Source organism: Klebsiella sp. C283 (genome assembly GCF_048822555.1).
GTDB lineage: Bacteria > Pseudomonadota > Gammaproteobacteria > Enterobacterales > Enterobacteriaceae > Klebsiella > Klebsiella quasipneumoniae.
Genome location: NZ_JBMEZS010000004.1, coordinates 75671 through 94047, shown reverse-complemented (window position 1 = coordinate 94047; position 18377 = coordinate 75671). Strand labels below are relative to the sequence as shown.

19 protein-coding genes, 3 tRNA genes and 4 pseudogenes are annotated in these 18377 nt (G+C 53.2%); 14 read left to right on the top strand and 12 right to left on the bottom strand.

The features are described 5' to 3' along the window. Positions 1-349 precede the first annotated feature (349 nt). From uvrY to ACOI7Z_RS08690, 6 genes are all read left to right on the top strand, one after another. A complete protein-coding gene (uvrY, locus tag ACOI7Z_RS08715) occupies positions 350-1006 on the top strand; it encodes a UvrY/SirA/GacA family response regulator transcription factor (protein WP_002911539.1) in 657 nt (218 codons plus the stop codon). Further along, entirely contained in the window at positions 1003-2835 is a 1833-nt protein-coding gene (uvrC, locus tag ACOI7Z_RS08710; RefSeq protein ID WP_087848905.1) for an excinuclease ABC subunit UvrC, read from the top strand. The genes uvrY and uvrC overlap by 4 nt, the downstream gene beginning before the upstream one ends. 57 nt (positions 2836-2892) lie before the next feature. After that, positions 2893-3441, top strand: a complete 549-nt coding sequence (pgsA, locus tag ACOI7Z_RS08705; protein ID WP_004141115.1) for a CDP-diacylglycerol--glycerol-3-phosphate 3-phosphatidyltransferase — start codon at positions 2893-2895, stop codon at positions 3439-3441. A 150-nt stretch (positions 3442-3591) separates the two neighbouring features. Continuing rightward, positions 3592-3667 (top strand) — tRNA-Gly (locus tag ACOI7Z_RS08700). A gap of 40 nt (positions 3668-3707) precedes the next feature. Further along, positions 3708-3781 (top strand) — tRNA-Cys (locus ACOI7Z_RS08695). Positions 3782-3794: 13 nt separating this feature from the next. Next, positions 3795-3881, top strand: a tRNA-Leu gene (locus tag ACOI7Z_RS08690). 93 nt (positions 3882-3974) lie between these two features. On the opposite strand, the pseudogene ACOI7Z_RS08685 reads toward ACOI7Z_RS08690, so the two are convergent. The 3 genes and pseudogenes from ACOI7Z_RS08685 to ACOI7Z_RS08675 form a co-directional block, all read right to left on the bottom strand. Beyond that, a pseudogene (locus tag ACOI7Z_RS08685) lies at positions 3975-4118 on the bottom strand (integrase); the annotation flags it as partial. After that, positions 4117-4203: pseudogene (locus ACOI7Z_RS08680) on the bottom strand (ArsB/NhaD family transporter); the annotation flags it as partial. The pseudogenes ACOI7Z_RS08685 and ACOI7Z_RS08680, both read right to left, overlap by 2 nt. Before the next feature lie 98 nt (positions 4204-4301). Then, positions 4302-4568 carry a metalloregulator ArsR/SmtB family transcription factor gene (locus ACOI7Z_RS08675; protein WP_065881114.1) on the bottom strand — a complete coding sequence of 89 codons (267 nt, stop codon included), beginning with the start codon at positions 4566-4568 and terminating at the stop codon, positions 4302-4304. Positions 4569-4584: 16 nt separating this feature from the next. On the opposite strand from ACOI7Z_RS08675, the pseudogene arsH reads away from it, so the two are divergent. Then, positions 4585-5178: pseudogene (arsH, locus tag ACOI7Z_RS08670) on the top strand (arsenical resistance protein ArsH); the annotation flags it as partial. Positions 5179-5443: 265 nt separating this feature from the next. Here the strand turns inward: arsH and ACOI7Z_RS08665 are convergent. Both ACOI7Z_RS08665 and ACOI7Z_RS08660 read right to left on the bottom strand, forming a co-directional pair. Then, positions 5444-6376 (bottom strand): DMT family transporter, encoded by a 933-nt coding sequence (locus ACOI7Z_RS08665; protein ID WP_137916232.1) that lies wholly within the window; start codon positions 6374-6376, stop codon positions 5444-5446. Between the two features lie 74 nt (positions 6377-6450). Then, positions 6451-6777, bottom strand: a complete 327-nt coding sequence (locus ACOI7Z_RS08660) for a gamma-glutamylcyclotransferase family protein (protein WP_074442534.1) — start codon at positions 6775-6777, stop codon at positions 6451-6453. Positions 6778-6893: 116 nt separating this feature from the next. On the opposite strand from ACOI7Z_RS08660, the gene gcvA reads away from it, so the two are divergent. After that, the gene (gene gcvA, locus ACOI7Z_RS08655; protein WP_205837371.1) at positions 6894-7796 is read left to right on the top strand and encodes a transcriptional regulator GcvA; all 903 of its coding nucleotides are present in this window, start codon (positions 6894-6896) and stop codon (positions 7794-7796) included. A gap of 138 nt (positions 7797-7934) precedes the next feature. On the opposite strand, the gene ACOI7Z_RS08650 is transcribed toward gcvA, so the two are convergent. Then, positions 7935-8282 carry a DUF1796 family putative cysteine peptidase gene (locus ACOI7Z_RS08650; RefSeq protein WP_087849353.1) on the bottom strand — a complete coding sequence of 116 codons (348 nt, stop codon included), beginning with the start codon at positions 8280-8282 and terminating at the stop codon, positions 7935-7937. A gap of 529 nt (positions 8283-8811) precedes the next feature. Here ACOI7Z_RS08650 and ACOI7Z_RS08645 point away from each other — a divergent pair. Both ACOI7Z_RS08645 and ACOI7Z_RS08640 read left to right on the top strand, forming a co-directional pair. Then, complete coding sequence (locus ACOI7Z_RS08645; protein WP_087849352.1) at positions 8812-9693, top strand: dihydrodipicolinate synthase family protein; 882 nt, start codon at positions 8812-8814, stop codon at positions 9691-9693. Between the two features lie 98 nt (positions 9694-9791). Further along, entirely contained in the window at positions 9792-10460 is a 669-nt protein-coding gene (locus tag ACOI7Z_RS08640) for a YecA family protein (protein ID WP_087849351.1), read from the top strand. Between the two features lie 25 nt (positions 10461-10485). Here the strand turns inward: ACOI7Z_RS08640 and tyrP are convergent, their stop codons facing one another. Then, positions 10486-11697 (bottom strand): tyrosine transporter TyrP, encoded by a 1212-nt coding sequence (tyrP, locus tag ACOI7Z_RS08635; RefSeq protein WP_032428925.1) that lies wholly within the window; start codon positions 11695-11697, stop codon positions 10486-10488. Between the two features lie 192 nt (positions 11698-11889). On the opposite strand from tyrP, the gene ACOI7Z_RS08630 reads away from it, so the two are divergent. Next, complete coding sequence (locus tag ACOI7Z_RS08630) at positions 11890-12129, top strand: YecH family metal-binding protein (RefSeq protein ID WP_023290274.1); 240 nt, start codon at positions 11890-11892, stop codon at positions 12127-12129. Positions 12130-12165: 36 nt separating this feature from the next. On the opposite strand, the gene ftnA is transcribed toward ACOI7Z_RS08630, so the two are convergent. Together ftnA and ACOI7Z_RS08620 are read right to left on the bottom strand one after the other, a co-directional pair. Next, positions 12166-12663, bottom strand: coding sequence for a non-heme ferritin (ftnA, locus tag ACOI7Z_RS08625; RefSeq protein WP_004203451.1), 498 nt, complete (start codon positions 12661-12663; stop codon positions 12166-12168). A gap of 57 nt (positions 12664-12720) precedes the next feature. Beyond that, positions 12721-12831: pseudogene (locus tag ACOI7Z_RS08620) on the bottom strand (hypothetical protein); the annotation flags it as partial. Between the two features lie 242 nt (positions 12832-13073). On the opposite strand from ACOI7Z_RS08620, the gene ACOI7Z_RS08615 reads away from it, so the two are divergent. Further along, complete coding sequence (locus tag ACOI7Z_RS08615; protein ID WP_023290273.1) at positions 13074-13712, top strand: RpiB/LacA/LacB family sugar-phosphate isomerase; 639 nt, start codon at positions 13074-13076, stop codon at positions 13710-13712. A gap of 37 nt (positions 13713-13749) precedes the next feature. On the opposite strand, the gene ACOI7Z_RS08610 is transcribed toward ACOI7Z_RS08615, so the two are convergent. Beyond that, on the bottom strand, positions 13750-15171 hold the full coding sequence (locus ACOI7Z_RS08610; RefSeq protein ID WP_087849350.1) for an MFS transporter: 1422 nt from the start codon (positions 15169-15171) through the stop codon (positions 13750-13752). A gap of 147 nt (positions 15172-15318) precedes the next feature. On the opposite strand from ACOI7Z_RS08610, the gene ACOI7Z_RS08605 reads away from it, so the two are divergent. After that, positions 15319-15570 (top strand): DUF2766 family protein, encoded by a 252-nt coding sequence (locus ACOI7Z_RS08605; RefSeq protein ID WP_004203448.1) that lies wholly within the window; start codon positions 15319-15321, stop codon positions 15568-15570. A 37-nt stretch (positions 15571-15607) separates the two neighbouring features. Here the strand turns inward: ACOI7Z_RS08605 and ACOI7Z_RS08600 are convergent, their stop codons facing one another. After that, a complete protein-coding gene (locus ACOI7Z_RS08600) occupies positions 15608-17119 on the bottom strand; it encodes an MFS transporter (protein WP_032453400.1) in 1512 nt (503 codons plus the stop codon). A gap of 65 nt (positions 17120-17184) precedes the next feature. On the opposite strand from ACOI7Z_RS08600, the gene ACOI7Z_RS08595 reads away from it, so the two are divergent. Further along, the gene (locus ACOI7Z_RS08595) at positions 17185-17319 is read left to right on the top strand and encodes a succinate dehydrogenase (RefSeq protein ID WP_065805780.1); all 135 of its coding nucleotides are present in this window, start codon (positions 17185-17187) and stop codon (positions 17317-17319) included. A 103-nt stretch (positions 17320-17422) separates the two neighbouring features. Here the strand turns inward: ACOI7Z_RS08595 and ACOI7Z_RS08590 are convergent, their stop codons facing one another. Next, a complete protein-coding gene (locus ACOI7Z_RS08590) occupies positions 17423-17932 on the bottom strand; it encodes a non-heme ferritin-like protein (protein ID WP_032453399.1) in 510 nt (169 codons plus the stop codon). Positions 17933-18377 lie beyond the last annotated feature (445 nt).

Below are 18377 nucleotides of genomic sequence, written 5' to 3'. Positions count from 1 at the left end.
AGTTGTGAATGATTTTATGCATCAGATAAGACGTAATAGCTGTCAGCAGCGCAATAATTTCCCCCAATTATTTAGCACGTTAATAATTGTTACATATTTTGCCTCGTATTTATGCGCTACGTAATCTGTTGTGTTTTTTGTGCCTTCTGTATGAGGATTGTTAAAAAATAAGCCTCGGGCAACTGATTGTTCGCAATGACTTTCCACTCAGTGTGCACAGACATTGCCATAAATGAGAGCCAAATCGAGGAGACGGCATTTTTTTGCCTTTTAAATTAGCAATAAAACCCGGTAATATGTGGGAGATAAAGTATCAGTAGCGTTATCCCTCATTCTGGAGATTATTCCTTTGATCAACGTTCTTCTTGTTGATGACCACGAACTGGTGCGCGCAGGGATACGACGCATTCTGGAAGATATAAAAGGGATTAAAGTCGCTGGCGAAGCCTGCTGCGGCGAAGACGCCGTCAAGTGGTGCCGGGCTAATTCCGCTGATGTCGTCCTGATGGACATGAACATGCCCGGGATCGGTGGTCTGGAAGCGACGCGCAAAATCGCGCGCTCGGTAGCGGGCACGAAAGTGATCATGTTGACCGTGCATACCGAGAATCCTTTACCTGCCAAGGTCATGCAGGCAGGGGCGGCAGGGTATCTCAGTAAGGGCGCTGCGCCACAGGAAGTGGTGAATGCGATTCGCTGCGTCGCGTCCGGGCAACGTTACATTGCCTCCGATATTGCTCAGCAAATGGCGTTAAGTCAGATTGAACCGGAAAAAACAGAATCGCCTTTTGCCAGTTTGTCTGAACGCGAATTGCAGATTATGCTGATGATCACCAAAGGTCAGAAGGTGAATGAGATCTCAGAGCAGCTGAATCTGAGTCCTAAAACGGTTAACAGCTATCGCTATCGGATGTTCAGCAAATTGAACATTCATGGCGATGTCGAGCTGACCCACCTGGCAATTCGCCATGGCCTGTGTAATGCGGAGTCGTTAGCAAGCCAGTGAGTGATGTTTTTGACGCAAAAGCTTTCCTGAAAACGGTAACCAGCCAGCCCGGTGTGTATCGGATGTATGATGCTGGCGGAACCGTCATCTATGTTGGCAAAGCCAAAGATTTGAAAAAGCGGCTCAGCAGCTACTTCCGCAGCAACCTCGCGTCGCGTAAAACGGAAGCGCTGGTGGCGCTGATCGCGCAAATCGACGTGACCGTCACCCATACTGAGACGGAAGCGCTGCTGCTTGAACACAACTATATCAAGCTGTACCAGCCGCGGTACAACGTGCTGTTGCGCGACGATAAGTCGTATCCTTTTATCTTCCTCAGCGGCGATACCCATCCGCGTCTGGCGATGCATCGTGGCGCCAAACATGCGAAGGGCGAGTATTTTGGTCCTTTTCCCAACGGCTATGCCGTGCGCGAGACCCTGGCGCTGCTGCAGAAAATCTTTCCCATCCGTCAGTGTGAAAACAGCGTCTACCGCAATCGCTCCCGTCCCTGTCTACAGTATCAGATTGGCCGCTGCCTGGGGCCGTGCGTGGCGGGGCTGGTCAGTGAAGACGAGTATGCTCAGCAGGTGGAGTATGTGCGGCTGTTTCTCGCCGGCAAAGATGATCAGGTGCTGACTCAGCTCATCGCGAGGATGGAGAAGGCGAGTCAGAACCTCGAGTTTGAAGAGGCGGCGCGCATTCGCGACCAGATTCAGGCCGTCCGCCGCGTGACGGAGAAACAGTTTGTCTCTAACACCGGCGACGATCTTGACGTGATCGGGGTTGCCTTCGATGCCGGAATGGCCTGCGTCCATGTGCTGTTTATCCGCCAGGGAAAAGTGCTGGGCAGCCGCAGCTACTTCCCGAAAGTGCCGGGCGGCACCGAGCTGGGCGAGGTCGTGGAGACCTTTGTCGGCCAGTTCTACCTGCAGGGCAGCCAGATGCGCACGCTGCCGGGAGAGATTTTGCTCGACTTCAACCTCGGGGATAAGACGCTGCTGGCCGAGTCGTTGTCGGAGCTGGCGGGGCGCCGAATTCATGTGCAGACTAAACCGCGCGGCGACCGGGCGCGTTACCTTAAGCTGGCGCGCACCAATGCCGCCACGGCGTTAACCACGAAATTGTCTCAGCAATCGACCATTCATCAGCGTCTGCAGGCGCTGGCCTCCGTGCTGGAGCTGCCGACCGTGAAGCGGATGGAGTGCTTTGATATCAGCCACACCATGGGCGAACAGACCGTCGCCTCCTGCGTGGTATTTGACAGCAATGGCCCCCTGCGCGCGGAGTACCGGCGCTACAATATCGCCGGCATCACCCCGGGCGATGACTATGCGGCGATGAATCAGGTCCTGCGCCGTCGCTATGGTAAAGCGATTGATGACAACAAGATTCCGGATGTGATCCTGATAGACGGCGGCAAGGGGCAGCTGGCGCAGGCGAAAGCGGTGTTTGCCGAGCTGGACGTCCCCTGGGATAAACATCATCCGCTGCTGCTGGGCGTGGCGAAAGGTAGCGATCGTAAAGCCGGCCTGGAAACGTTATTCTTTGAACCAGAGGGCGAGGGGTTTAGCCTGCCGCCGGATTCGCCGGCCCTGCACGTGATCCAGCATATCCGCGATGAATCGCACGATCATGCGATCTCCGGACATCGCAAAAAACGGGCGAAAGTGAAGAGCACCAGCTCGCTTGAGACTATCGAGGGGGTGGGGCCGAAGCGTCGCCAGATGCTGCTGAAGTACATGGGGGGGCTGCAGGGGCTGCAGCAGGCCAGCGTCGAAGAAATTGCCAAAGTACCGGGCATCTCTCACGCTCTGGCAGAAAAGATCTTCTACTCGTTGAAACATTAGGGGCTCTGTAGCAACATAGGGCTAATTTTTACTTACAACAGATAGTTACCCGTCACTATGCAATTTAATATCCCTACGTTGCTTACTCTGTTCCGCGTCATCCTGATCCCGTTCTTTGTGCTGGCGTTTTATCTGCCCTTTAGCTGGGCGCCGTTTGCCTGCGCGCTGATTTTCTTTGTTGCCGCCGTGACCGACTGGTTTGATGGTTTCCTCGCCCGTCGCTGGAACCAGAGTACCCGGTTCGGCGCCTTCCTCGATCCGGTGGCCGATAAAGTCATGGTGGCTATCGCCATGGTGCTGGTCGCTGAGCACTATCACACCTGGTGGGTTACGCTGCCGGCGGCGACGATGATTGCCCGTGAAATTATTATCTCCGCGCTGCGCGAGTGGATGGCGGAGCTGGGAAAACGCAGCAGCGTGGCGGTCTCGTGGATTGGTAAAGTGAAAACCACCGCACAGATGACTGCCCTGGTGTGGATGCTGTGGCGTCCTTATCCGTGGGTGGAATGGGCCGGGATCGCGCTTTTCCTCGTGGCGGCGGTGCTGACGCTGTGGTCGATGCTGCAATATTTGAACGCGGCGCGCGGCGATTTGCTTGATCAGTGATCGTTTCGCCGTTATTTTCAGCAAACGATGCAAAGTTGCGAAAAATACCGTTGACTCACCGCGAGAGATAAGTAGAATGCAACGCATCGAACGGCGGCACAGTCTTCCAGACGATAACAAAATCAAGTGATTAGCAAATAACTTGATGATGCGGGAATAGCTCAGTTGGTAGAGCACGACCTTGCCAAGGTCGGGGTCGCGAGTTCGAGTCTCGTTTCCCGCTCCAGATTAACAGCATCGGCAGTAGCGGGTGCTTCAGAATTAAAGGCGCGTTAGCAAAGCGGTTATGTAGCGGATTGCAAATCCGTCTAGTCCGGTTCGACTCCGGAACGCGCCTCCACTTTATATCCCGAGCCCGGATGGTGGAATCGGTAGACACAAGGGATTTAAAATCCCTCGGCGTTCGCGCTGTGTGGGTTCAAGTCCCACTCCGGGTACCATTGGGATAAAAGCAGAATAATCAAAGCAATAAGCAGTGTCGTGAAACCACCTACGGGTGGTTTTTTTGTTTCAAAACCACCCATTCCATCATATCACTTCAAAATATTTTTCCTTTCCACCTGTCCATCTACAACCGGAACTACCGCGATTTTTCTGTCATACCGGGCAGTTTGCTCAACGTTCTTGTGCCCTGATATTACCTGTTTCTCGTACAGATTGCCCTGAAGGTCAGATACTCGAGCTCCAGCCAATACTCAGGCCACTGGGTTGCCGGATCACAAGTACCAGCGTCAGTAAAAATATACTGCCTGCTAAAAGCATTTCAGACTTCGTTATATATGATTATATAAATGTGTTTTTCTTTCTCAGCAGGATGTACAGACTGATTTATCAAGCCAGTCACGCACATCCTCCCGCATTCACTGCCAGGACGTCGTGATTGTCTCAGCAGCCCAAGCCGGTATGTGAGGTGACAGACGATAGTGGATCCATTTGCCTTCACGACGGTCCTGAACCAGCCCAGCCATGCGAAGGATAGTCATATGTCGTGAGATTTTGGGCTGCGATTCGGAAATAGCCGCGCAGATTTCGCAGACGCACAGTTCTCCTGACTCCCGGAGAAGCATGACGATGGCGAACCGTGTTTCATCAGACAAGATTTTGAAAAGCTGAACAGGTTGTAGCATTTTTCACTCCGTTCCTTATGGCTCAGTAAGAGAGCGCTCCTACAGCCGCTTTGCCGCCGAAGAAGCTGGTCGCCTGCTGATGGCGATGGGCGCGGAGGTAAAATTCTTTAACCCCTCCGGTTTACCCCTGCCGGATGATGCGCCGGGCACGCATCCTAAAGTCACTGAGTTGCGTAGTCTGGTCAGATGGTGTGACGGGATGGTGTGGAGTTCTCCGGAGCGACATGGGGTTATGAAGGCGCAGATTGACTGGATACCATTATGAGAAGGCGCGGTTCGTCCTTCGCAGGGCAAAACACTTGCGGTAATGCAGGTCTGCGGTGGTTCGCAATCCTTCAATGCAGTGAGCCAGATGCGTATTCTGGGCCGCTGGATGCGGATGTTTACGATCCCCAACCAGCCCTCCGTAGCCAAGACATGGCAAGAGTTCGACGAAAACGGACGAATGAAACCTTCGTCATGGTATGACCGCATCGTCGATGTAGCCGAGGAGCTGTTTAAAATCACGCTGCTGCTTAAGGGACAAACCGGTTATCTTGCGGATCGCTACAGCGAGCGAAAAGAGAGCCATCAGGAGCTTTCATCCCGAGTCAATCAGGACAAAATATAATGTCTGTTCTTCATTAATCCATACAGCATAAGCTTAACAACGTCCGCTCCTGGCACGACGCGGACTAATTGTCCATGTTGAAGGTCCGCTGCGAGCGAGAAGCAGACATAGATAGGGCTAAAGCTTGTGCATGATGCATTAAGGATGATTTATTTTCTGTATGAGAACCTATAAAGCATTTTAGCAAAATTGGTAGTTAAATCAGCCACATATTAACTGGCTCGCTGACATTGTTAGATTACCTGTAACCGGCCGACAGTCATCTTTATTTGTTGACTGAACCAGTTAAAAATCTCAACCTGAACCAGGGCCAGCCGCTAACAACACCTATGCCACTTAGGATTAGTATCGATCCTGAAATAAACCCTGACTGTAGCTGTTCACTCAAAAAAAATACTGCCGTAATGACCCCAAATACAGGCGTCATGAATGAGAGAATACCGAGCTGTGATGCCATGTATTTGTGCATTAAACTGTACCAGGCTAAATAACTCAAAAAACCAACTATTGCGCTTTGAAAGATTAAACTAGCAATCCCGACGGCGCCAGGTTCAAAGTGATTCTGGTCGGAGAAATATGAATAGGCTGATAAAAGTAAAAAACCTCCTGTAAGTTGATAAAAAAGAGTAAGAGAAGCCGGCGCCCCACTAAGGGAGGAACATCGGACGAGTACGGTAGTGGCCCCCCATGATAGGCCTGCAAATAACCCCATTATGTCTCCTGCCAGAGTCTTACTGGAGTTATCATCTGGAGCCTTACCTGACAGAAACGCGACACAAATCCCTGCAAAAGCAATTGCTATCCCTATCCATTGTGGTGCACACAGCCGTTCATCGGGTCTAAAAAACTGTAGTCCCAGAGCAGCAAAAATTGGCGCGGTGTAGAGGAATACTGACATGTGCGATGCCGACGTATATCGCAGGCCTTCAGCAACAAACAGGAATTGAAAACCAAAAAGTATGCCCACTGCTCCCCCTGGAATTAAGTAATTAGCAAAATTTTCTAGGGACGTTTTTTTAAGAATAATTAATAAATATATAAGGCCAGCAGCAGCCCCACTTCTGATTGCTACTTGTAGAGCTGGAGAAATTTCATCGGCTACGCCTTTAATTGCGACCTGCTGTATTCCCCAAACTATACACAGTGAGGTCATGACTAGTGTGGCATATGTGTCAACCTGTTTTCGTTGTACTGTCACTTAATTCCCCATCAAATCGACTTATTTTTAGTGCCCTGGCCATTGTGTAACCTGCTCACTACAAGCCTCATAGTTTATGCTTTGAGCATATAGAGACATGATTGCACTGTCTGACCAGTAGATGTGGTTACCTCTACCGGAACCCGTTCATACTCAGGACCTTCGAACTCATCGAGTATGTGCCAGTGATTATGTAAATTCTCTGACGTAAAGAGAAAACCCTGTACACGATTACCGGAATCATCCAATACGATCCCCGGATATCCCATCTTTGCACCCCAGCCTTTATCTAATAAAGAACCACCAACGTGGCCTTCCTGCCATGTCCCCCCAATCTTTTCAAGAATATGAGCATTAGGTCGGCCAGGACCCAAGGTTCCGTAGACAAACAAGCTTTCCATCATTCCTCCGATTATCATAAAGCCAATGTGAATGTTTTATGCGCTAATTTTGATTTTCGGACTCTGGCCTGACAAATCATTTGTTCTCACAGTACGTGTGAATTATTATCACGTGTATGATATTTGATCGCCTCCCCCCATTGCAGACTCTGCGTGCTTTTGAAGCAACAGCCCGTCTCTCAAGTATGACACTGGCTGCAACAGAGCTTCACGTAACGCATGGCGCGATAAGCCGGCAAATCCGGAAGCTTGAAGAGCATCTGGGGTTAAAACTATTTTTCAGGCTGACCCGACAGATAATACTGACTCAGGAAGGGGCTGAATATCATCGCATTGTTACCCGCCTTCTGAGTGAGTTAATGATGGAATCTGAGCGTCTGCGCGAAAGGAATCCTGCAAAAAGTTTACGTGTCAGTACAACGGTTTCATTTGCCAGCAAGTGGCTGGCACCGCGTCTGAGCCGGTTCAGGCAGAGATATCCTGACGTTGATATTCAGCTGGATGTTACTGACAGTAATGTGGATCTGAATGATGGTCAGGTAGATGCAGCCATTCGTTACGGTCTTGGCCATTACCGCGACGTTTCGTATGAGCGTATCTTCGATGAAACTGTTACCCCCGTCTGTAGTCCGGGTTTTCTTAAAGAACAAAATGGTCTGACAGAAATTAAGGATCTTTCAAACTGCGTTCTTCTTCATGAATATAGAATGCTGGCGAACTGGGAGGCATGGTTTGAAATGGCCGGAGAAAAAAAATTTTGCTGCCATCACGGCCCCTTATGGACCCTTGGCAGCATGGCGACTGAGGCCGCTATACGTGGCGAAGGTGTGGCTCTGGGACGCAGTGTTCTGGTTGCAGATGATGTAGCAGCCGGAAGGCTTGTTGTTCCGTTTCCGCAATATAAACTTAAGGCTGAGCGGGGATACGATTTAGTTTATCGCTCGGATAATCAGGATTCATTTAAAATACGCATTCTGAGACAGTGGCTCTCTGAAGAAATGAGCTTGCTGGAAGATTGAATGGCCATCTTAAAATAGTTCATTTCTAACAAGGAGCGGACTTACTCACTGAGTGTGAGGTCCGCTGTTAGCGAGGAGCGTAAGCTCTCAGTTGCTCTTTTAACTTATAAATACATGACTTACATATCGCTATCTTGATCACCAGGGCGTAGGCCAGTGCGTTATCGTACTGGTACGGACTTCAGGGAATAAGAAAACCTTTTTGCAAAAGGTAAATATTCCTTTTGCATCAAAAGATATGAATGAGCTATATTCGTTTTTGTCTAAAAAAGTCTGAAAATCGTCCCTCAGGCAATCGATGACCATCGCCGGGCAGGAAAAAATCCAGTCAAAAGGCAGAGAGATTTTTTTCAGATTAAATTTTTTCAGTGTCCACGACGTTAAACAATGGCTTCCTAATGACACAATGTGCTTCACAGCCCATTGTCCTTGAGTTTCAATCCCTGATACAGGATGTGGCGGGATACATACATTCTCGAATGCCATTCTGGGTGGTGTTAATCCCTTGAACTCGTCACTATTCATCAGCGATGCGTTAAGAAGTTGTGCTGATTCTGCAAGCGACTTGTCAGAAATTGCATGGTAATAATTTTTAAGACCGTCAGGATCTGCGGGGCGACCCAGTAATGTTTTATACGTAGACTTTATTAATAATATTTTGAGATATTTTTTCTGGATGTCATCTGCTATTTTTTATCCGCTTGAAGCCATAGTGTTGCTTTATTTAATTGCTGCTTAAATATATAGCCATAAAAGTGCGTGGGATTATGACAAGTTGATTTAAGATTGGTAATCCAGCAAAAAATAGCGACTGCAGGGCACGGCGTCGTTGAATATCCTCGGCAGGATCTGGTGGCTATCGATGCCTGGGCTGACGGCGGCAATCTCGCGAACGGGATCACCACGTAGTGGGAAACAATCCATTGTCACCGGCAATCGCTCATTTGTCCCAGGACAAAACGAACTCTCCCTGCTACTATCGACCGGACACTTCATCCAGCCTGCCGGAGGCATCATGTTCACAGGGCTTTGCGCATTTCCGCTGACGCCGCTGCATCAGCAAACTATCGATGAAAAAGCGTTTATTCGTCTTCTTGCTCGTCTTACCGATGCCGGAGTCGACTCCCTGGGCATCTTAGGCTCAACCGGCAGCTACGCCTATCTCAGTCGTGAACAGCGCAAGCGGGTGGTGCAGGTGGCGAAGGCGCATGCCGGGTCGACCCCGATAATGGTCGGCGTCGGCGCCATCGCCACCAGCGAGGTGCTCCGGCTGGTGGAGGATGCCCAGCAGGCCGGGGCGGATGCATTGCTCCTGCCGATGATGTCCTATCAGCCGCTCTTTGCGGAGGAGATCTACGCTTTTTACGAGGAGGTCTGCCGGCATGCCTCGGTGCCGGTTTGCCTGTATGACAACCCCCGTACCACCCACGTGACGTTATCGGATGAGCTGCAGGGGCAGATTGCTGCCTTACCGGCCATCGCCTCGATAAAAATTCCCGGTCTGCCCGCGCCGCAGGCGAGCGAACGGGTGGCGGCTCTGCGTCGTCATCTGCCTGGCGGCGTGACGCTTGGCGTTAGCGGTGACGTTCGCGCGACAGCGGGCTTGCAGGCCGGCTGCGAGGTCTGGTACTCGGTCTGCGGCGGCCTCTTTCCACGTATCTCTCTGGCGCTGGTGAAAGCCATCCGTCACGGCGATGCGGCACAGGTGGCGGCGCTGAATAAGCAACTTGCGCCCCTCTGGCGGTGCTTTGACCGCTACGGCGGCAGCCTGCGGGTGGTGGTCGCCGCTGCGGCCATTCTGGGATTGTGTGATCCTGACTCGCTTCCCCGCCCCTTGCTGCCGTTAGGGGAGGAGGCCTGTCGCGACGTGGCGGCGGCGCTGCACGGGCTGGCCTGATTGTGTCGGGTCGACGCAGGCGCAATGGGCGCTGCCGGGTGGCTTTCTGCCGGCATTTCGGCTACTGTAGGCCCGATTTTTACCATGCGAGCCTGTGAATGAATACCGGACCTTTAAACGAAAACGAACTGGAATGGCTGGACGAGACGCTGGCGAAATACGCCACCGAAGGCGCTATTCTGGATGTCTCTGAACTGGATGGCCTGTTGACGGCGATCCTCTCGGCGCCCAACGCTATCGAACCCGCCCAGTGGCTGCTGGCTATCTGGGGTGGTGCCGATAATGTGCCACGCTGGGCCAACGACCGCGAGCGCGATCGCTTTGTCAATCTGACGCTGCAGCATATGAGCGATATCGCCGAACGGCTGGAGTCTTATCCCGATCAGTTCGAACCGCTGTTCGGCACCCGTGAAGCGGAAGGTCAGGAGCTGACCATCGTTGAAGAGTGGTGTTTTGGCTATCTGCGCGGCGTGGCGCTGAGCGACTGGTCGACGCTGCCTGCTGAACTTCAGCCTGAGCTGGAGGCGATTGCGCTCCACGGTAGCGAAGAACAGTTTTCCGCGCTGGATAATCTGACGGCGGATGAATTTATCGCCAGCATCGAGCGCATCACCCCGGCGGCGCTGGCGCTTTACCAGTACTGGATGGCGAATCCACAGCCGGAGGTGGTCCCGCAGCCGGTAAGAAATGAGACGAAAGTCGGACGTAACGATCCCTGTCCGTGCGGCAGCGGTAAAAAGTATAAGCAGTGTTGCTTAGCGAAATGAAAAAGGGGCCAGCTGGCCCCTTCTTTTATCCCACCGCCGGTAACAGCCCGGCGACGATGCAGAACTGGATCGCTACGATGCCGATCCCGCACAGCAGGACCAGCCACAGCGCCGGGGCGCCGCCGGCCACCCGCCAGGCGGCCTGCGGATGCAGTCGGCGGCTCTTCATGACCAGCATGGCCGGTAACATCAGGGCCAGCACGGCCAACGCCACCCCGGCGTAGCCCAGGGCCATGACGAAACCGCGGGGATAGAACAGGGCGAACGCCAGCGGCGGCAGAAAGGTGATCATCCCGCTCTGCAAACGCCCGCTGACGCTGTTTTTGCGCTGAAACATATCGGCCAGATAATCAAACAGCCCGAGCGAGACGCCGAGGAAGGAGGTCGCCAGCGCAAGGTCGGCAAACAGGTGTACGGCCAGCTCCACGTGCGGTGACGCTACCACTTCGCGGATCGCCTCCAGCAGACCGTTCAGACCAGCATGTTGCGCCAGCAGGGCGGTAAAGGCCGGAGCGTCGATACTGCCCAGCGTCGCCAGCTGCCAGAAAATATAGGCCACCAGCGGAATAAAACTGCCGATAATAAACACCCGGCGCAGCTTACGGATATCGCCCCCCAGATAGCTGACGACGCTCGGCACGCTGCCGTGAAAGCCAAAAGAGGTAAAGATCACCGGAATGGCCGACAGAGCCAGGCCTTGCTCAACCGGCAGCGTGAGCAGGTTCACCTGATGAATGTGCGGCATCAGCAGAGCCAGCATAATCACCAGGAAGACGATTTTGGCGCTAAACAGGAAGCGATTGAAAAGGTCGACCAGCGCGGTGCCAATGCACACCACCGCCCCGCCGAGCAGGGTGAAGATCAGTACGCCGGCGGCCGGCGGCAGCTGCCAGTCCAGCCACTGGTTGAGGCTGGAAGCGAGTAATTCGCCGGCGCCACTGATGTAGGCCGCCGTGAGGGCATACAGCAGAAACAGCATGCAGAACCCGGTGATCCATTGTCCATAACGGCCCAGATAGCGCGCCGCCAGGGAACCGAGCCCCATATCGGCAGGGACATGCTGGTAGACTTCCAGCAGCAAAAGGGCGGTATAGCACATCAATGCCCACAGGGTGAAAAGTAAACCCAGCGTGACGGTAAAGCCGACGCCTGCGGCGGCCAATGGCATCGCCAACATTCCGGCACCGATTGTGGTGCCGGCTACGATTAAAATACTGCCCAGAGTGCGGTTCTTCACGCTTTTCGCTATCCCTACAGCAAATCACAATAATTTATGCCGCGCAGAGTAGGGGATAATGCGTCTTTCGTCAAATCAGGGTTACAAGCTCTGTAATTAAAACTTTACAAGGTCGAAAGGATGAAAGCCTGCGCTGGCGCAAGGCGCGGGCCGTCGGTCTGGCCTAAGCTGGCGTTTTTTTCCGGAGGGGTTATGTCTTCTATTCATGGTCATGAAGTGCTGCAGATGATGCTGGCGTCGAAGGAGTGCTGGACGGTGGCTTCGCTGGAGGCGGCCATTCACCGTCGCTTTGGCGCAGAGGCGCGCTTTCACACCTGTTCGGCGGAAAATCTGAGCGCTGCGGAGCTGGTGGCGTTTTTAGAGCAGAAAGGCAAATTTATTGCCAGAGAGGCAGGATTTACCACCGCAGAAAACAAGATTTGTCAGCATTGAAAATGCCGCGACGGAGAAGCGTCGCGGCGCGGGCAATTAATTCTGCGTATCGAGGGTGGCCAGCTCTTTGTCGATAAAGTACAGACCTTCACCGCTTTTCCCGGCGAGGGTCAGTTTATCAATTACCGATTTAAATAATTTCTCTTCTTCATGCTGTTCGGCGACATACCACTGCAGGAAATTAAAGGTCGGGTAATCCTGACTGGTCATAGCCGCGTGCGCCAGTTCATTAATTTTTTGCGTGATCAGCTGCTCGTGCTCATAGGTCTGGCGGAACAGTTCATCCAGTGACGCATACTCGGCAAACGGGGAGGCGATAGCGTTGATGCGCGGCAGGCTGCCGGTGTCGGTCAGGTAGTCGAACAGGCGCTGCATATGGGTCATCTCTTCCTGGGCATGGCGACGCAGGAAGGCCGCAGCCCCTTCAAAACTATGGTAACTGCACCAGGCGCTCATCTGCTGATAAAGAAGAGAAGAATAGAGTTCAAGATTCATCTGTTCATTCAGTTTGTCGATCATTTCCGTTTTCAGCATCGTCGCGCTCCTGGAATTAAAATATAGATGTTATCGGCTGCCACTATAATTTGTTATTTAATTATTTGCAAAAAGTAAATTTAAAAAGATTTTATTTAAAATGCTAATGGGAATAACACGCATTGGCAGTTTAATAATAAATGAGAATGGTTTTAATTTATTATTGGTTTTTTGCGGAGGCGAAATGACTGCCTCTGCGGATTGCGAGGCGGGGAGCGCCAGGCGGAGTCGTCCTGATGAGGGGGCGACACCCTAACCTGAGCGGCAGAGGCGGCGAAAGTGTGAAGCGCTGCGTAATTTTTAAAACAACTTTTCATAAAATTTGAAAGTTTGTTTTCCAGGTAGTAGAGTGCAGTCAACGCCAATGACATTCTGCGGGCAGGCCCGCACAGCATTCAGGAGAGTAAACCATGAAGATTGCACTGATGATGGAGAACAGCCAGGCGAACAAAAACGCCATCATCCTCAAGGAGCTTAACGCGGTTGCCGACGAAAAAGGATTTCCGGTCTATAACGTCGGTATGAGCGATGAGAACGATCATCATCTGACCTATATTCACCTCGGGATCATGGCCAGCATCCTGCTGAATTCGAAGGCGGTCGACTTCGTGGTCACAGGATGCGGTACCGGCCAGGGAGCGCTGATGTCGCTGAACATCCATCCTGGCGTGGTCTGCGGCTACTGTATCGACCCGGCGGATGCGTTCCTGTTTGCCCAGATCAACAACGGTAACGCGCTGTCGCTGCCGTTTGCCAAAGGTTTCGGCTGGGGTGCCGAGCTGAACGTGCGGTTTATCTTTGAAAAAGCCTTTACCGGTCGTAACGGCGAAGGCTATCCGCCGGAGCGCAAAGAACCGCAGGTGCGTAATGCCGGGATCCTCAACCAGGTCAAAGCGGCGGTAGTCAAAGAAAATTATCTCGATACCCTGCGCGCCATCGATCCGGAACTGGTGAAAACCGCGGTCTCTGGCCCTCGCTTCCAGCAGTGCTTCTTCGAAAACTGCCAGGATAAAGCGATCGAAGCGTTTGTCCGCCAGATCGTCGGGTAATCGTTATCAGGGCCAGCGCCGCTGGCCCTTCCATCCTCTACGATTTCTTCGCCGACACGCTGCTGCCTGCCGTTTTGGCCAGATGCAGGCTGTCGAACATCCCCACCAGACAGATCACCGCGATAAACACAAACGCCAGGCGAAAGCTGATCCCCGGCACGGCGGAAAGGTGCAGCCAGTCGCCGACCTGTTCACCCAGGCGAATGCCGATTGCCCCAAGCGTGATACCCAGCCCCACCGCCAGCTGCGACGCGGTACTGAACAGAGTATTGGCATCACTCATCTGCGCGGTGGGGACATCGGCAAAGGCCAGCGTGCTCACGCCCGTGAACTGGACTGAGCGAAACACCCCGCCGAGATAAAGGATCAGCATGATCGCCCAGACCGGAGTTTGCGGCGTGAGCAGCGCGCAGGCCAGCAGCGAACAGACGTTCAGCGCGCCGTTGATCAACAGCAGGCGACGAAAGCCCAGCCAGCGGATCAGCGGCGTGGTGGCGGGTTTAATCGTTAAATTGCCGACAAATACCGCCAGCACCAGCAGACCAGAGTGAAAGGGATCCATGCCGAACCCCACCTGAAACAGCAGCGGCAGGAGAAAGGGGACCGCGCTGATGGAGGCCCGGAACAGCGAGCCGCCGTACATCGTCACGCGGAACGTCGGCACCTGCAACGCCGTCAGACGAACCATAGGCGCTGTCGCCCGGCGGAAGTGGCGGATAGCATACGCCAGACAGCCGAAGCCAAGCGCGGCGAGGGCCAGCGTCGGCCAGATCTGCGGCTGACGATCGCCGAGCCGTTCCATCGCCGTGACCAGGCTGACCATCGCCACCGTGGTCGTGATAAACCCTGTCATATCAAAGGCGCGCCGCTCTGCTTCGCGGATATCAGGAATGATGCGCAGCGACAGGATAATCGCCGCGACGCCCAGCGGGACATTGATAAAGAAGATCCAGTGCCAGCTGGCGTAGCGGGTAATAAAGCCTCCCAAAGGCGGGCCGATAATAGGGGCCACCAGCGCCGGCCAGGTGAGGGTGGCGATGGCCTTTATCAGCAGGTGTTTCGGCGTGGTGCGCAGTACCGCCAGACGACCGACGGGGACCATCAGCGCGCCGCCGATCCCCTGCAGGATACGCATGGCGACAAAGATATGCATATCGCTGGAGAGGCCGCAAAAGATCGAGGCAAGGGTAAAAATGGCCAGGGCGAGGGTGAAGATAGCCCGGGCGCCGAAGCGATCGGCGATCCAGCCGCTGGCGGGGATCAGCACCGCGAGGGTAATCAGATAGGCGCTGATGCCGATATTCAGCTCGACGGCGGTAACGCCAAAATCTCTCGCCATGTCGGGCAGGGCGGTAGCGATCACCGTCCCGTCGAGAAACTCCATAAAAAAGGCGCCAGCCACCAGCAGCGCCGGGGCTGAAAAAGCACGTTCGTTCCCGGAAGAGATCGCGGTATTCATGTTGTCGCTGCCATCAAGGGGATCCTCTGCAAAGCGGCAGCAAAGGTGCCGCCAGCCACTCGGGTGGCGAAAAAAACCTGCCACGGCAGGTTTTATTATCGTTAACGATTTAGGGTACTATTACGCTCCTGAAAAAAGGAGTAATTAATGTCTCAACATCTTACCGAACACGACGAGCTGGTTTCCGATGTGGTTGCCTGCCAGCTGGTTATCAAGCAGATCCTCGACGTGATTGACGTCATCGCGCCGGTGGAAGTGCGTGAAAAAATGACCAGTCAGCTGAAAGCCATCGACTTCGCCAGCCACCCGGCCTCTGCCGATCCGGTGACGCTTCGCGCGGTGCAAAAAGCGATTGCCCTGATTGAGCTGAAGTTTACCCCGCAGGAAGAAACGCATTAATAACCGGCCCCGCGGGTGACCGACGGGGCCTTTTCCTTTAATGGGAAACCACGGTCTGCGTTGGCGCAGCCTCAGCGGTTTTAAACAATTTGCTGTTGCCCCAGCACTCTTCGTAGCGATGGCCAACCAGATCCTCAACGATTGCCCGCACCTCCGGCGCAATATCACTGATTTTACCGCCCGCTTTAATCCGCGCGACTTCCTGCAGGACCACCAGATGGGCTTTACGGTCCAGTTTCATCTGCTTACTGAAGACGATGGCGGCCAGGGCTAAGGCGACGACACCGACGCAGAATACCACCGCGATGGCGGTCACGGCGCTTTCCGGTTGGCTGTGCGCTTTTGACTGGAAACCGTAAAAGCTCAGGATGGCCCCCATCGAAAACACCACAATCGAGCGCAGAATTTTCCCTGAGAAGGTCATAGCGCCGGCATAGATCCCTTCCCGGCGGCGTCCGGTGTAGATCTCGTCGACATCGGCGAGGAAGGTGTAAACGGTCCAGGGAATATAGTAAACCCCGCCGGTCCCCAGGCCGAACAGCACGGTAATACCGAACATCAGCACGGTCGCCAGGCCTGACGGCAGATGGAAGAACCACAGCGAGGTATACAGCAGGACTGCGAAAATCACGATCCCCAGCGCGAGGATATAGGGTTTGCTGAAGCCCTTTTTCACACACAGGCCGATAAACAGCGCGGTGGAGATCAGCTGCAGAATCGAGTTCAGGCTGTTCAGCCCGGCCACCATTGCCGGATCGTGCTGCAGAACGAATATCACGAAATAGGTGAAGATGGAGGCAAACAGCCATTCCGCGCCAAACCCGCACAGGTACATACCGAGATGTTTGCGGAACACGCGCAGATAAAAGGTGGAACGCATGTCTTTCGCCAGCGACAGCAGGGTGCTCAGCAGCCCCTTTTTCGCGCTGGTATCCACGGCTTCCGCACGCTCGCGCTCCCAGCTGCACAGCCACAGGCAGGTAATCGCGACGATCAGGATCGCGCCGTAGGTCAGCCCGGTGAGGAAGAAAGGGGTGGCGGAATCTTTGCCGTACAGCAGAATGAACTGTCCGGGAATAAACGCGGCGAGGAAGTTGGCCAGTTTGCCGAAGATGGCTTTATAGCCGGTGAGCTTTGAGCGTAGCGAGAAATCATCGGTCATCTCTGTCGCCAGCGTTTCATAGGGCACCATGATGGAGGTGTAGATGATCTCAAACACCACGTAGGTGCACAGGTAGTACCAGAAACTCAGGCCCTCTACCCACAGCAGCGGGTAGAACAGCATCAGAGGAATGCCGATCAGCAAAAAGAAGCGCCGACGGCCAAAGCGTTTGCCTAACCGCGTTTTGCCAAAGTTATCCGTCAGATAGCCCATCAGCGGGTTGCTGATGGCGTCGATGATGCTGGCGACGGAGAAGATAAATGAGGCCTCGATCAGCGTCAGGCCGCAAAAGGTCGTATAAAAATAGAGTAGCCATGCCCCGCTTATCGCCAGTGCGCCACTCCCTAACAGATTACCGCCGCCGTAGGCTAACTGATGGCGTAACAAGATCGGTCTTCCCTGCAGCCCTTCAGAGGCTGAAGCCGTGTATCGAGCCATAAAAAATAAACCTCGTGTTTTATATTTTTGAAACACTGTTTTTATATTTCTTTGTGGCTCAACAAAAAGTGACCGCGCTCACTAATCCCCCCAAAGGGGTAACGGTGAGGAGGGAATGGGATCGAGTTAAAACTTTTTTATTCTTTTGAGGAATAAATGGCAGGGGAGTATAGCGATAACGGATTAATAAACAGGGTGGGGCAGCGCGAACGCGCTCCCCCTGATCGGCCGAGAAAGGCCCGACACCTCTGATTAATGGGGTTTCTGTGACGCTCCGACGAGGGCCATCAGACGGCGATCGGTCTGTTCCATACCGATCCCGGCTTTGTCGGCGTTGCGAATTTCCTCGAGCACGCTTTGCAGCAGCAGCCCATCCTGCTGCTGCTCTTCCGCCAGCCGGGTCAGAAAACGCCAGGTGTTGTCATCGCTCTGCGCTTTGGCTTCCTCGGCGAGACCGCTCAGCATACTGCTACGCTGGCGGTAATCGACCAGGGTTTGGGTAAAGAGATCTTCCAGCGAGGTACATTCGGGATTACAGGCGCGGTCGGGATTCACTATCGGCCAGCTGCCGGCTTTTTTCAGATAGTCAAATACGCGCATGGTGAGGGTGATGCTGCATTGCGCGCGGTTGCGCAAAAATGTCGCGGCGCCGTCGAAGCGATGCCGGGCACACCACTCGCTTAAGTTCAGGTAAACGTTAGAGGCGTGGAACTCAAGGTTCATCTGGGTGTTTAGCTTTTGTGCCATTCCTGGAACTGCCATAAAAATATCCTTATTAACCGGGAAGGGGTTACTGGTGCGCGTCAGCGGTTCCTGCGGTAAACAACAGGATAAAAGAGTGGCGCGCTGCACTGTTGCAGAATAATAAAACTCTACACATTCCGTATGAGTCGGGTAATTTTTTCTCTTGCCGACAATTTTAGAATACTCGCTGAATGGAATTAAGAAAACTCTCAAGATGGATAATTTACGTTTTGTTACACGATTATTCCTGAATGACGACTGGCTGGAGATTGGCGGCGTAGACCGGGGCGCTAGCGCGGTGTGCCAGGTATAAGTTATAGGTATTTGACTACGAGATTCGTCGTATAACGCAAAGCTATAAATTATTTCAGAGAGCAATGTTTCATGGTGATGATAATTATTTTTATTTTTTGTTGCAGGCTTTTTTATGTAGCCGGAATATCTTTTTTCAATTCGGAATAAA

What these genes read in the sequence shown, in the direction of transcription:
- pgsA (WP_004141115.1), top strand. Translation starts at nt 2,893, where the DNA reads ATGCAATTTAATATCCCTACGTTGCTTACTCTGTTCCGCGTCATCCTG.
- ACOI7Z_RS08675 (WP_065881114.1), bottom strand. Translation starts at nt 4,568, where the DNA reads ATGCTACAACCTGTTCAGCTTTTCAAAATCTTGTCTGATGAAACACGG.
- ACOI7Z_RS08660 (WP_074442534.1), bottom strand. Translation starts at nt 6,777, where the DNA reads ATGGAAAGCTTGTTTGTCTACGGAACCTTGGGTCCTGGCCGACCTAAT.
- gcvA (WP_205837371.1), top strand. Translation starts at nt 6,894, where the DNA reads ATGATATTTGATCGCCTCCCCCCATTGCAGACTCTGCGTGCTTTTGAA.
- ACOI7Z_RS08650 (WP_087849353.1), bottom strand. Translation starts at nt 8,282, where the DNA reads ATGGCATTCGAGAATGTATGTATCCCGCCACATCCTGTATCAGGGATT.
- ACOI7Z_RS08645 (WP_087849352.1), top strand. Translation starts at nt 8,812, where the DNA reads ATGTTCACAGGGCTTTGCGCATTTCCGCTGACGCCGCTGCATCAGCAA.
- ACOI7Z_RS08640 (WP_087849351.1), top strand. Translation starts at nt 9,792, where the DNA reads ATGAATACCGGACCTTTAAACGAAAACGAACTGGAATGGCTGGACGAG.
- ACOI7Z_RS08630 (WP_023290274.1), top strand. Translation starts at nt 11,890, where the DNA reads ATGTCTTCTATTCATGGTCATGAAGTGCTGCAGATGATGCTGGCGTCG.
- ftnA (WP_004203451.1), bottom strand. Translation starts at nt 12,663, where the DNA reads ATGCTGAAAACGGAAATGATCGACAAACTGAATGAACAGATGAATCTT.
- ACOI7Z_RS08615 (WP_023290273.1), top strand. Translation starts at nt 13,074, where the DNA reads ATGAAGATTGCACTGATGATGGAGAACAGCCAGGCGAACAAAAACGCC.
- ACOI7Z_RS08610 (WP_087849350.1), bottom strand. Translation starts at nt 15,171, where the DNA reads ATGAATACCGCGATCTCTTCCGGGAACGAACGTGCTTTTTCAGCCCCG.
- ACOI7Z_RS08605 (WP_004203448.1), top strand. Translation starts at nt 15,319, where the DNA reads ATGTCTCAACATCTTACCGAACACGACGAGCTGGTTTCCGATGTGGTT.
- ACOI7Z_RS08590 (WP_032453399.1), bottom strand. Translation starts at nt 17,932, where the DNA reads ATGGCAGTTCCAGGAATGGCACAAAAGCTAAACACCCAGATGAACCTT.